At 45.2% G+C, this 11,895-nt stretch carries 13 protein-coding genes; 5 read left to right on the forward strand and 8 right to left on the reverse strand.

The features are described from left to right. The first annotated feature begins 242 nt into the window (after positions 1 to 242). A complete protein-coding gene (locus tag RMO79_RS12230) occupies positions 243 to 857 on the forward strand; it encodes a heme-copper oxidase subunit III (RefSeq protein ID WP_310483440.1) in 615 nt (204 codons plus the stop codon). Between the two features lie 155 nt (positions 858 to 1,012). On the opposite strand, the gene proB is transcribed toward RMO79_RS12230, so the two are convergent. The 5 genes from proB to ruvA form a co-directional block, all read right to left on the reverse strand. Continuing rightward, positions 1,013 to 2,119, reverse strand: coding sequence for a glutamate 5-kinase (proB, locus tag RMO79_RS12235; RefSeq protein WP_310483441.1), 1,107 nt, complete (start codon positions 2,117 to 2,119; stop codon positions 1,013 to 1,015). Between the two features lie 288 nt (positions 2,120 to 2,407). Next, complete coding sequence (locus RMO79_RS12240; protein WP_310483442.1) at positions 2,408 to 2,929, reverse strand: YqeG family HAD IIIA-type phosphatase; 522 nt, start codon at positions 2,927 to 2,929, stop codon at positions 2,408 to 2,410. A 241-nt stretch (positions 2,930 to 3,170) separates the two neighbouring features. After that, on the reverse strand, positions 3,171 to 4,232 hold the full coding sequence (gene mltG, locus RMO79_RS12245; RefSeq protein WP_310483443.1) for an endolytic transglycosylase MltG: 1,062 nt from the start codon (positions 4,230 to 4,232) through the stop codon (positions 3,171 to 3,173). 16 nt (positions 4,233 to 4,248) lie between these two features. Then, positions 4,249 to 4,812: a DUF3727 domain-containing protein gene (locus tag RMO79_RS12250; RefSeq protein WP_310483444.1), complete on the reverse strand. Its 564-nt coding sequence runs from the start codon at positions 4,810 to 4,812 to the stop codon at positions 4,249 to 4,251. 172 nt (positions 4,813 to 4,984) lie between these two features. Next, a complete protein-coding gene (gene ruvA / locus RMO79_RS12255) occupies positions 4,985 to 5,608 on the reverse strand; it encodes a Holliday junction branch migration protein RuvA (protein ID WP_310483445.1) in 624 nt (207 codons plus the stop codon). Between the two features lie 194 nt (positions 5,609 to 5,802). On the opposite strand from ruvA, the gene RMO79_RS12260 reads away from it, so the two are divergent. Continuing rightward, a complete protein-coding gene (locus tag RMO79_RS12260; protein WP_310483446.1) occupies positions 5,803 to 6,894 on the forward strand; it encodes a hypothetical protein in 1,092 nt (363 codons plus the stop codon). Between the two features lie 210 nt (positions 6,895 to 7,104). Beyond that, the gene (locus tag RMO79_RS12265; protein ID WP_310483447.1) at positions 7,105 to 7,842 is read left to right on the forward strand and encodes a tetratricopeptide repeat protein; all 738 of its coding nucleotides are present in this window, start codon (positions 7,105 to 7,107) and stop codon (positions 7,840 to 7,842) included. 127 nt (positions 7,843 to 7,969) lie between these two features. Here RMO79_RS12265 and RMO79_RS12270 read toward each other — a convergent pair whose 3' ends face one another. Continuing rightward, positions 7,970 to 9,310: an ABC transporter substrate-binding protein gene (locus RMO79_RS12270; protein WP_396136582.1), complete on the reverse strand. Its 1,341-nt coding sequence runs from the start codon at positions 9,308 to 9,310 to the stop codon at positions 7,970 to 7,972. Positions 9,311 to 9,457: 147 nt separating this feature from the next. On the opposite strand from RMO79_RS12270, the gene RMO79_RS12275 reads away from it, so the two are divergent. Further along, positions 9,458 to 10,033 carry an HAD family hydrolase gene (locus RMO79_RS12275; protein ID WP_310483448.1) on the forward strand — a complete coding sequence of 192 codons (576 nt, stop codon included), beginning with the start codon at positions 9,458 to 9,460 and terminating at the stop codon, positions 10,031 to 10,033. 79 nt (positions 10,034 to 10,112) lie between these two features. Here the strand turns inward: RMO79_RS12275 and RMO79_RS12280 are convergent, their stop codons facing one another. Next, positions 10,113 to 10,514, reverse strand: coding sequence for a fasciclin domain-containing protein (locus RMO79_RS12280; RefSeq protein WP_310483449.1), 402 nt, complete (start codon positions 10,512 to 10,514; stop codon positions 10,113 to 10,115). Between the two features lie 127 nt (positions 10,515 to 10,641). On the opposite strand from RMO79_RS12280, the gene RMO79_RS12285 reads away from it, so the two are divergent. Further along, complete coding sequence (locus RMO79_RS12285; protein ID WP_310483450.1) at positions 10,642 to 10,836, forward strand: hypothetical protein; 195 nt, start codon at positions 10,642 to 10,644, stop codon at positions 10,834 to 10,836. On the opposite strand, the gene RMO79_RS12290 is transcribed toward RMO79_RS12285, so the two are convergent. Further along, positions 10,825 to 11,325 (reverse strand): GNAT family N-acetyltransferase, encoded by a 501-nt coding sequence (locus tag RMO79_RS12290; protein WP_310483451.1) that lies wholly within the window; start codon positions 11,323 to 11,325, stop codon positions 10,825 to 10,827. The genes RMO79_RS12285 and RMO79_RS12290 overlap by 12 nt on opposite strands. Between the last annotated feature and the right edge of the window lie 570 nt (positions 11,326 to 11,895).

Below are 11,895 nucleotides of genomic sequence, written 5' to 3' on the forward strand. Positions count from 1 at the left end.
GAATGCTGGAAATACGTTCCAAGTTTTCTCTCCCCGTCTCTCTTGAAAAGGTGCTTTACTTGCGGCTCGCCTTTGGACGGGTTCCCCGTCAAAAAAGGCGAGACAAGACAGGGGAAACAAGCGAGCTTTGTGGGGGAAGCTTCCCCCACAAAGCTCGCGCCCCAAGAACGCACTTTTCGCTCCGTTCGCGAAGCGTCTCCGACAGGAGAGGAGGGGATTTTCTATACTATCCCCCAGTTTTTTTGCAAGGATCTATTTCTGACAAGACGCAGATTAATATTGAAAGTGCTACCCACAAGAGCCATCACGAAGCACATCCCGACTTTCGGATTTTTGGGTTAATTGTCTTCTTAGTAGCAGAGGGAATGATTTTCCTCGGCTTGTTTATTGCTTACATGGCATTCCGCGCGATGGCTCCGGAATGGCCCCCAGCAGGCACGCCCAAGCTCGAATTACTCCTGCCAGGGGTGAACACCGTTATCCTGATTTCGAGTAGCTTAGTCATCCATCAAGCCGACACTGCAATCAAAAAGAATGATGTCAAAGGGTTGCAATTGTGGTTTGGATTGACAGCATTAATGGGGATTGTTTTCCTCGGCGGGCAATTGTATGAATACAGTCATTTAGAATTCGGACTGCGAACGAATTTATTTGCCAGTACTTTTTATGTGTTAACTGGCTTCCACGGTTTGCACGTTACAGTCGGCGTACTGTTGATTTTATCAGTCTTATGGCGTTCGCTCAAATCCGAGCATTACGGTACGAATAATCATTTCGGTGTCGAAGCTGCCGAAATATATTGGCACTTTGTCGATGTAATTTGGATTATTTTATTTATCCTCTTATATCTAATTTAAAATATCTTGTTTCGACAGAATATGCGATCGCGGGGCATGATGCTCCGCGATTTTTTATGTTTTGAACTGCTGGTAATAACAGATCCCCAACTTCTTCGAGAAGAAGTCGGGGATCTAGGTGGGTTGCTAGTCAATCGATTTAGCAGGGGAAATTCCTAGCTCAACACTAAATTATCGCGATGGATGACGGTTTCTTCGCCGATGTAGCCGAGTAAATCGATAATTTCAGTCGATCGATGTCCTTGAATCCGATCGAGTTCGATACTACTATAATTTACAATTCCCCGCCCAATTTCTTTTCCATCACCATCACACAATTGCACTGCATCCGTCGCTTCAAAATCGCCGTCAATCTGGGTAATTCCGGCTGGTAATAAAGATTTGCCACTAGCCGTAATCGCCTCAACCGCCCCAGCATCTAGATAAATTTTCCCTACTGTTATTAACCCATGCGCGATCCAGCGTTTGCGGGCACTATCGGCGCGCAATTGCGGCGTAAATTGCGTACCCAAAGGTTCGCCGTTGAGAATCCGTTCGATATACTGTGGAAATTGCCCATGTGTAATGGCTGTTTTGACACCAGCTCCAGTTGCAATCCCAGCGGCGGCTATTTTGGTCGCCATGCCCCCGGTGCCCCATTCGGAAGCCGTTGTACCAATTTGAACTTGGAGGGCGGTTAAATCGGCTAATCGATCGATCTGGACTATCGGTTGGGCATCGGGAAATTTACGGGGATCGGCGGAGTACAACCTGTCAACATCTGTCAGTAAAAATAACCAGTCGGCATCGATGAGGCTGGCGACTCGTGCGGAGAGGGTATCGTTATCGCCAAATTTTAGCTCGTCTACGGCAACGGTATCGTTTTCATTGACGATCGGCATTACGCCTAAGCGAAATAGTTCTTGAAAAGTATTATAAGCATTGATATAACTACTACGCCTGTCGAGATCGCCTCGCGTTAACAAAATCTGCGCGACTGGTTGCTGATGCTCCCGAAACAAATCGTCGTACACGCGCATGATGATTCCTTGCCCGACGGCGGCGGCGGCTTGCTTGAGGGCGATCGTTTTTGGGCGTTCGGTCATTCCCAGTCGGGCTGCACCAACTCCAACCGCCCCCGAAGATACTAAAACAATTTGATAGCCTTGCGCTCGTAGATCGACAATGGTTTCGATTAATGCGGCGATCGTCGCTAATGCTAATCTGCCATCGCTACGGGTCAGACTCGACGTACCAACTTTGATGACTAAGGTCTGAGACATAACGGGGATCGCGGTATACTAGCTAGGGATCGAGGCTTTCTGAATTGGGATACCAACTTTAAATAATTAGTAAAAATTAGTGCCTAAAACAGTTCAGAGCGTCACCTGCCTATATGTGGCAGCTAACGCTCTGAAGGTTTTTAAGTTTTATATTATGTTTAGAGTCTTTATCTGGGCTGACTCCATTTCCAATAAAACTATGATCGCAGATATTTGACAGCATCGCTGTTTCCTTAATTATTTCTTTGTATTTCAACTTATTAAGGATTTGTGAGGTATTGTAAAGATTTATTTTTTCGCGACAAGAGAGACTCCCAATGCTTTAGCGATCGCGAATTCTATTTTCCGAATCAGGTTGAAGCTAATTGAAGACTCAGCACAAACAATCGGCTCGATTAAAATGGTAAACATCCCCATCCGGTTTCCTGCAAGCACATCTGTAAACACACGATCGCCCACCATCGCTACTCGCTCGGGTTCTACGCTCATTGCCTGAATTGCTTGACGGAGTTTGCGCCGCGAAGGTTTGGCAGCACTGAGGAAATAAGGTAGCGATAGACTATCTGCGATCGCTCCAATTCTAACTTGACTGGGATTGTTTGTCACCAGCCAAACGGGGACAATTTGCCTAGTTTGCTCGATCCATTCAATTAAATCTGGCTGGGCAATATTAATCCCGATCGGAACGATCGTATCATCGACATCCAAAACTAAGCCTTCAATCTGGTGTTGAGTGAGAATTGCGGGTGTTAAATCTAAAACGGAGGCACCTAATACTAAGTCAGGCTGTAATAAGGGAAATAATTTCATCGATTTAGGGAATAGGGAATAGGGGAAGCGCGCATCCGCTGTCTTGACTGAAACACATTGCTAGGCGGGTGACCCGCCCAGCGCGGAGGGAGCCTCCGCGTGATTTCAGTCACAAACTCCAAAATCTAAAATCCAAAATGGTATTACGGTGACAGGAAATCTGATGTTTACATGGAGAATACCCCACGGACTGAATTGAGTCTATGGAGTATTCTCGCGGATCTTGGGTTACAAAAGTTACTTATTGTTGACTCGACTGACGCTGTTTGCGAATGGCGTTAGTTGCCGCGACGTGTTCCGACAGGGTTTTGCTAAAAACATGAGTGCCATCGTATTTGGCGACAAAAAATAGCAAATCCGTGCTGTCTGGATTTAATACTGCTTTGAGGCTACCGATCCCCGGACTGGCGATCGGACCGGGGGGAATTCCGGCGTTCATGTAGGTATTATAAGGGTTGGGTCGCTTAACCTCGGCAAAAGTTAACGGTCGATCTGCTGTTTGTTTGATACCCAGACCGTATTCTACAGTCGGATCGGATTCTAGCCGCATATTTTTGGCGAGTCTAGTGGTAAACACACCAGCAATTTTAGAGCGTTCTACCGGAATTACAGCTTCTTTTTCGACGATGCTGGAAAGACTCACCCAATCTAACAGACTTAATTTTTGGGTGGCTGCAACTTTTTGATATTCTGGCAAGGCAACTTGCTCGAATTGCTTGAGCATCTGCGTCACTACCCCTTTGGGAGTAATCGTCTCGGCAGGGACTTTATAGGTTTCAGGAAATAAAAATCCCTCTAGATGTGGGATACCATCTGGGAGCCAAGGAAACTTATCTTTAGGAATTTCTTTAGTTGCGGCAATAAAATCGGCAGCTTTAAATAGGCCTTGCTTTTCAAAATATTCAGCCATTTGCCCGATTTTCCAGCCTTCGCGGATGGTAAAGCCAGATTGAATGACTTTACCTTCTAGAATTTGCTTGGCAACTACTGGTAGGGGTTGCGACGGAGATAGTTCGTAAGTACCAGTTTGAGGCGAGCCTTTGCCCTGTTTGGCTTGCCAGGATGTCCACAGTTTCCATGCCAGTTGGGATTTAATTGCACCTTTGGCTTCTAATTCTTGCCCGATGGCTTGAGCGGAAGTACCGGGTTTGACTTGAACTTGGATGCTTTTGGCATTGGGATCGGCAGATGGCGGGGCAGTTACGACATTCCACCATGACATCCCGCCGCCGCCTAGCACGGTTAGAATGGCAATCGGGGTGAAAAGTAGCAGCCACTTAGGAGTTGTTTGGACTAATTTCAATGGTAATCCTCCAGATCTAGATTTCATCCAATAACATATCTTCAAGTCGGGGTTGGAGCTGTTCGGCTTCTTCCTCGGAAAGCAATGCGATCGTTCCATTAGCATCGGCTTTGCCGAAAAATAACAGCGGATCTACTGGGGTGCAGATGGCATATTCTTGTTCTAGATTGTAAAAACGTGCCAAAATTTGGAATTCTTCTGGCTCTAATTGGTCGTCTTCTTCATCTAGTTCGATCGTGACTACTTCGGTCGGATCGAGTGGTGGTAATTCACCGCTGGCACTGAGGGTAAAAGCAGTGCGTTTGAGCGTGAGATTTTGCTCGGATAGTACTGCATTAGCATCGGCAAAGATGCGATCGATCTCCTCCTCGTCTTCGACAGAAACTAGCTCGGTGACCTCATCATCTTCATCCCAAGCGAAAATTTCAATCGGTGCATTTTCTGGCAATAATAGCAAGTAAATTTTACCATCGAGTTCGAGTTCGCGTTCGATGTAACAAGGAAGTTGCCGCCCTAATTCATCGGTGAGTATGACTAACTCAGCATCATCAAAATCTTCGGTCTGGGGTGATGAGGACATGTAAAAAAAAATTAGATTATAACTTTCGAGGCTGGGGTTTAGTTTGAGTTGGAACGCTCGATGCGTTGGCGTAGCTCCGTGGAGAATCGCCGATCGCGATCGATCCGAAAAAGACAACGAAAGCCACACATTAGAATACCATATTAGTGGCAATTATCGATAACTAAGCACATCATTCAATGCTGGCGATCGCCAATCGCAGCCAGTCTTCAATGTTGGGACTTTTTACCATCAAACTATCTTGACTAATTGCTTGTAAGGCATGATGAATGTCGGCAGTTGTATAGCCTAATGCTAACAATGTCATCTCGACTTCGGCTTGCATTGTTGGCTCCAAACTAGTCAGCGGTAGCTCGGCAGTTAATCCTGCTGCAATTCGCCACTGTCCTAGTTTACTACGAAGTTCGAGTGCTAGGCGTTCGGCAGTTTTTTTACCGACTCCCGGCGCGGTAGACAGGCGTTGAATATTACTGGTAACAATCGCCGAGACGGTATCGGCTATTCCCAGTTTATCTAATAAAGCGATCGCCAAACTCGCGCCTACACCGCTGACACTAATTAGTTGGCGAAATAAATCTCGTTCGGCGGCGGAACTAAACCCATACAAGGAGATTGCATCTTCGCGTACCTGCTGATGGGTAAATACCTGAATTTCGGAGTTTTGGACGACTTCGGTTATCATATGCTGGGGAACTTGTAATTCATACCCGACTTGATTTACCTCTAATACCAAAATTGCCCGATTATTAGCGGGAGTCTGGATTTGGATGGCGATGCCTTTGAGGTAACTAATCATCTGGGATTATTGGCAAATGGAAATTGCCGATTCATAATGTAAAGGGCGATCCCGCTAAACTTCTGTCGATCGGTTTAGAGGGATGTTTTTATTTTATCTGCTACCTGTGCCAGTCGGGCGAGTTTGGCTTGAATATTTAGGTCTCAGACAGTTATCGTGCGATCGATTCTGTAAATTTTATAGATAAAAATCCTATGAGTAATTATCAAGTTCTGGTAAATCCCCAAACATTTATTAATCTAAATTCGTATCTAGAGCAACTCAAAGCTGGTTATGGTGCTGGTACATATTTAGACAACCTTTTAAAACATTCAGACATCGATTTACTTTCCACTGCAAAATTCATAGAACTATTATTGAGAACTAAACGACCCCAGATTTTTGCCGAATTTGAGGTCTATGGTAATGGAATCGATTGGAATCAGACAGAACTATCGCTGTTGGGCGATATTAGTATTGCGGTGCCAGTTACAGTTTATGATAACGGCAAACATCGCCAACCCGATATCCACGATGAGCCATTTGCCGCGACGCTAGTTTTTACTTCTGGCGCACTGTTACGTAATGGTAATAATATTACCCCGGTTGACTGGGCGGAAGTTACACTCGATGGGGCATTAAATAGCGATGGCTATTATCGCCTCTATGAGCGACGATTGTTGCCAGCATTCAGTTATATTAATGAGTCTGCCAAATCGCGCGGTAAGATGGCACTGATAACAATTCCAGGGCTGGGCTGCGGACAGTTTGCAGGGATATTTAGAGGGCAATTAGGTACTCAGCTCCAACAGGCTTTAATCCGGTTCTTCCAAACTCACGGTCGTAAGTTTGCAAATATTCGGGCTGTGTATTACGATCCTTACCAAGAATGTGAAAACGATCGAACCGAGATCGAAGGAATAAGTTTGTTAGTCCGACCTTTAACAAAAGGAAATAGCCATAAACCGCAATTATGTAAACCTCAAGCGTATGCCGAAGCTGGGGATAATTTTACAGATTGTGAATTATTTAGTTTTGTCGCTTGGGACCATGTATCGTGGCCGGGTAATGACTTTTATGGTGGTGCTAGATCGACCGATGATGGCGTTAAAGCTGCGGCGACTAATACAATGATGGTGATGACTGGAATCGAAGGGATCTATCACCCACACACATTTCAATATTGTCCGCCAGCAACATATTCTACCTGGAAAGACGCAATTTCCAGACACACGCTTCAGCTAAATGTTCGAGACAATCTCTCGATTTTACCGCCGCCAGATAAGGCGATGAGAGCGAGAAATTGATGGTAGGGGTAATTATTGAATTACCCCTACCATCAATTCTGAGATGATTGAGAGGGGATCGGAATGATTGAGAGGAGATCGGATCGATAAATGTCCACAATTAATTATCGGAGATCGAGCCAAATTATTTGTAATTTTGTCCGGCTAGACAGAGTGGATGAATGAATATAATAATAATCCACCATACGTCTGCTTCAGGACTCAAACATCATGCTAACAGGAACGATCGCCTTTGCTACCGCAGGCTTCTGGATGTTGATGATTTTTGATTGCGTCCGCAACGAACCCAAAGGTTCGAGTTGGCTGTGGTTGTTGATTATGCTCAATTTTCCCGGCGCAGTTATCTATTTTGTCGTGCAGAAGTTACCAAATATGGATGTTCCCGTCCCTAACTTCTTGAAACAGTGGACGATGAAAGATGCACTCTGGAATGCGGAAGCCGGAGTGAGTAATATTGGTAAATCGCATCAATACGTCACCCTCGGTAATGTCTTGATGGAAATGGGTAAGTTCGATCGCGCATTAGAATGCTATCAAGATGCTTTGCACAAAGAACCTGAGAATACTCATGCGATTTGGGGTTGTGCGACAATCGCCATGCAGCGCAAAAATTTCGAGTTAGCACGAGCGCATTTACAAACTTTACTCGATTTAGATCCCAATTACAAACGTGGTGAAGCCTCGTTAATGTATGGTAAGGCTCTCTACAATTTACAACAATGGTCGGCAGCTAAAGAATTTCTCGATCGAGATGTGAAACAATGGAGTCATTCGGAATCTTTTCTATTGCTAGCCAAAATAGCTCTCAATATCGACAACGATAAGGTTGCTGCTAAAAGCTACTTAGATACGATGCTAGGGAGACTCAAAGCATCTCCCCGCTACAATTATCGCAAAAATCAACACCTAGTCCGATCGGCACAACAAGTGTTGAAAACTTTGAATTAGGCTTTAGGTTTTAGGTTTTAGGCTTTAGGTTTTAGGGAAGAAGGGGAAAGGGAAAAGGGTAAAGGGTAAAGGTTGAATTTATCTGCTCCCAGTCTCCCCGTCCCCCCAACTCCCAACTCCCATCTCCCTACTTAGCTGGTTTCGCCTCAACTTTCTTGGCAGTTTCAAAACTGACTTTATCGATCGTTTTGAGCGTACCATCGGGTTGGACTTGCCAGATATCGTAAGTACCAATGACATCGCCTTGAGCGTCGAGATCGACGTTACCGCTGGCACCTTGGTAGTTGATTTTTTTACCAGCCTTGAGCAGAGTAATTGCTTGACACAGATCGGAAACTTCTTCGCCGGGGCCGCCTGCAACTTCGCGAACTTTGCTGGCAATGCCTTCGCCCGTATTGGTTTTAGCTGCTTGCGCCGCTAGCATGATGAGTGCGGTAGCATCCCAAGAATGTTGGAGGTATGAAGTTAGGGGTTTTCCAGTTGCTAACCACTTCTTATTAAAGTCCTCTAGAGCCTTGCCATGTGCCCCAGGAACGGTACCGATCGCCCCCTCAATGATAAATTTGCCATCTGCTGTTTTTCCGACCTGATCGGGGAATTTTGGCGAGTAGGCACCATCGGGGAGCATAATTGTCACGCCTTTGCTCAAACCTTGTTCGTAGGCGGCTTTGAGCAGTAGCGAACCTGTATCGGGATAAACGATGGTGGCTAATGCCTGCGGTTTGCCTTCAAATGCGGCTTTGACTTCTGAGTCGAAGGTGGTGGCTTTAGGATCGTAACGGGTGGGTTTGGCTTCATTGGTAACGGTACCACCTAAACCTTTAAAAGCGGCAACGAATTCTTTTTCAAAGCCTACACCATAATCATTATTAATTGCGATCGTGGCAACTTTTTTAAACCCTTTTTTAAAGGCTAACTGTGCCATTGCTTTGGCTTGATAGGTATCTGGTGGAGCTGTACGCGCCCAATAACCCTGATATTTACCTGCTTTGGCACGCTCGGTAAAGACGGGACTGGTACTTCCCGGCGAAATCATCATGACTTTATTTTTGGCAGCGACATCGGCGGCGGCGGTAGAAACTCCACTACCAAAAGCTCCTACAACACCAGAGACTTTATCGACTTCGGTGAGTTTTGTCATTGCCGATGCACCCGCACTGGGATCGCTTTGATCGTCTTCGGAGATGAGGGTGACGGGTGCGCCGTTAATACCACCGCAACTGTTAACGGTGTCTACTGCCATTTTAATCGCGTTCGGGAGCGGTTGCGCGATCGAGGCAGTATCGCCTGTATTCGATAGCAAGGAACCAATTTTTAAACCTTTACTATCGCCACCACTGCTAGCTGTGGGAGTACCACCACCTGTTTCAGTAGGATCGGTACAACTGGTAAGCAAACTGGCAACAGTCGTCAATAATGCCATTACTAAAGCTAGTTTTGGCTGGATGCGTCGATTGGGCATAGTCATTGTTTTTAGATCGAACTCTTCACACACACAATGGCGATTGTCGCTCGATGGCTAGATCCGTCCACTGCCGTTGATGGTAGCACTTTTAGGGGATAGGGGATAGGGGATGGTGGATAGTAGATATAATGAGCTATCGTAGATCGTTAGATGGAAACCAATCGTAAATTATTAATTCTCGATCTGGATGAAACACTCATTCATGCTGCCGAAAAACCATTGGCAAGGCTGCCAGATTTTTCGGTCTATAATTACTATGTTTATAAGCGTCCAAATCTCGATACTTTTCTGTTAACTTGCTTAGATTGGTTCGATGTGGCGGTGTGGACATCTTCTGGTGCGGAATATGCAACCCAAGTCGTGGCGGCAATTTTCCCAGATCCGCAAGCTCTTAAATTTGTCTGGACGAGCGATCGCTGTTCGATCGTCTATAATTATCATTTAGATTACATCGATGGGTATTACCCTCAATATTACTCGCGCAAGCCATTAAAAAAAGTCAAACGGCGCGGTTACGATTTAGAAGCTGTCATTGCGATCGATGATACCCCCAAAAAGTGGGAAAAAAGTTATGGTAATTTAATTGCAGTTAAGCCATTTGAAGGCGATGAAACCGACAGGGAATTAAGTCATTTACTCGACTATTTAGACATCCTCAAATACGAGCGCAATATCCGCAAGATTGAAAAGAGAGGCTGGCGCGATCGGGTCACAAACAAAGAATAATCGTACTAATTCACTCTCGATCGAATAAAGTTCATTGAAATGGACTGACGAAAATCTTGTAGTTCCCCCGATCTTTTATTTATCCCATTAAGATAACTCGATCGATAACATGAATAATGCCATTATCGGCTTCGATATCGGCAGCAATTACGGTTGAGTTTTTAACTTCAAAAGCATCGGTGCAATTAATCGGAATCGTCGCACCTTCTAAAGATTCTACCTTACCGAGTTTGGCTAAATCGGCTTGAGTAAACTTGCCTGCTACCACATGGAACTTTAAAATGCGGGCTAGTTGGGGCGGATTCTGGACTAAGGTTTGAACCGTACCGGGGGGTAAGGCAGCAAAAGCGGCATCGACTGGGGCAAAGACGGTAAATGGCCCAGGCGATTGTAATGCTTCGACTAATCCCGCAGCTTGGACGGCGGCGACGAGAGTGGTAAAGTTGTCATTGCTGACGGCGATTTCTACGATATTTGGCATATAGTTGTTTTGAGAATTATCTAAAAATTATTTATTCAATCGGTAGAATTTTTCGGTATAACGATAGATTGTTGAAGATTAGGGGAATACTAAAGTATAACAACCTCGATCTAAGTTAATTCCTAAAATGGAACCAAAACATCGCTATTCGCTCTGGGAGAAATTCTGCAAAGTCAAACCGTCTCATTTAATAGATCGGATTTTGATTAAATGTGTGATGTTTTTCTTCGATCTCGGATTAGCTCTGTATGGGGATGGTTGTAGGGAGGATTTATCATCGGCATATATTCATCGGGTAAATAATCCCAATCTAATTAATTAACTTCTTTTCCCAAAACAATGCTTTGCCCATTTCAGGATTTAACTCATAGCCATTAAATCCAACCGATCGATATGCTGTTTGAGCTAGCTGATTATGCTCTAAAACTTCTAATGTTAGCTTGCAGCAACCTAAATCGATCGCAATTTTTTCGGCGGCTTGCAACATCAGTTTAGATAAACCTCGACCTCGGTATGGCAAGGAAACGATCGCATCGTGAATGTTGAGTAATGGCTGACAGGCAAAGGTTGAAAATCCTTCTAAGCAAATCGCCAATCCTGCGGGTAAATTATCGACAAAAGCGAGAATTACGCGTGCGGTTTGGCGTTTGGCTAGTTCGGAAATTAAATTGTTTTTTGCATAATCTGATAAACCATTACCCCCACCCATCGGATCGCGAGCGTATTCATCCATGAGTGAAATGACTGCACGAGCATGTTTGGGAATAGATAAGTCTGCTTCAATAATTTCGATCGAGGGTGGATCTATCATTGTCAACTGTTAAAATATCTGCATGTATTTTAGCTCGATTACTCCCTCCCCTTTATAAGGCTACCGTGTATACACATCTCTAGTTAGAGGCGAAATTGGTGGGAATCCCCCTGTCTTGAAAAGGTGCTTTACTTGCGGCTCGCCTTTGGACGGGTTCCCCGTCAAAAAAGGCGAGACAGCGGCGTTTTTATTCGGGGGTTCCCCCCGAATAAGAAAACGACAAGACAAGACAGGGGAAACAAGCGACGTTTTGGGGCGCGACGTTTTCGGGGGAAGCTTCCCCCCAAAAGCTCGCGCCCCAAGAACGCACTTTTCGCTGTCTTGTCGGTTTTTTACGACACGGGGGAACCCCGTGACGTAAAACCGCCGCTGTCTTGTCTTGACGCACACAAACGGGAGGGAACCTCCCGTTCGATGCGTCGCTGTCTCACATAATCCGGGAGGGAACCTCCCGGCTGCGAGCCGCTTCATGAATTGCCCCTACTTTAGAAAACGTCTTCGACAATCACATTATTCTGGGGAAGAACATGCTTGCTGACGAATTTAAATCTAGTCAACAAAATGGTGAAG

It is taken from the genome of Chamaesiphon sp. VAR_48_metabat_403 (genome assembly GCF_031422475.1).
Taxonomy (GTDB): domain Bacteria; phylum Cyanobacteriota; class Cyanobacteriia; order Cyanobacteriales; family Chamaesiphonaceae; genus Chamaesiphon.

Excerpts from the sequence above, each read along its gene's own strand:
- proB (WP_310483441.1), bottom strand. The coding sequence starts at position 2,119 with ATGTCTCAGACCTTAGTCATCAAAGTTGGTACGTCGAGTCTGACCCGT.
- RMO79_RS12240 (WP_310483442.1), bottom strand. The coding sequence starts at position 2,929 with ATGAAATTATTTCCCTTATTACAGCCTGACTTAGTATTAGGTGCCTCC.
- RMO79_RS12250 (WP_310483444.1), bottom strand. The coding sequence starts at position 4,812 with ATGTCCTCATCACCCCAGACCGAAGATTTTGATGATGCTGAGTTAGTC.
- ruvA (WP_310483445.1), bottom strand. The coding sequence starts at position 5,608 with ATGATTAGTTACCTCAAAGGCATCGCCATCCAAATCCAGACTCCCGCT.
- RMO79_RS12260 (WP_310483446.1), top strand. The coding sequence starts at position 5,803 with ATGAGTAATTATCAAGTTCTGGTAAATCCCCAAACATTTATTAATCTA.
- RMO79_RS12265 (WP_310483447.1), top strand. The coding sequence starts at position 7,105 with ATGCTAACAGGAACGATCGCCTTTGCTACCGCAGGCTTCTGGATGTTG.
- RMO79_RS12270 (WP_396136582.1), bottom strand. The coding sequence starts at position 9,310 with ATGACTATGCCCAATCGACGCATCCAGCCAAAACTAGCTTTAGTAATG.
- RMO79_RS12275 (WP_310483448.1), top strand. The coding sequence starts at position 9,458 with ATGGAAACCAATCGTAAATTATTAATTCTCGATCTGGATGAAACACTC.
- RMO79_RS12280 (WP_310483449.1), bottom strand. The coding sequence starts at position 10,514 with ATGCCAAATATCGTAGAAATCGCCGTCAGCAATGACAACTTTACCACT.
- RMO79_RS12285 (WP_310483450.1), top strand. The coding sequence starts at position 10,642 with ATGGAACCAAAACATCGCTATTCGCTCTGGGAGAAATTCTGCAAAGTC.
- RMO79_RS12290 (WP_310483451.1), bottom strand. The coding sequence starts at position 11,325 with ATGATAGATCCACCCTCGATCGAAATTATTGAAGCAGACTTATCTATT.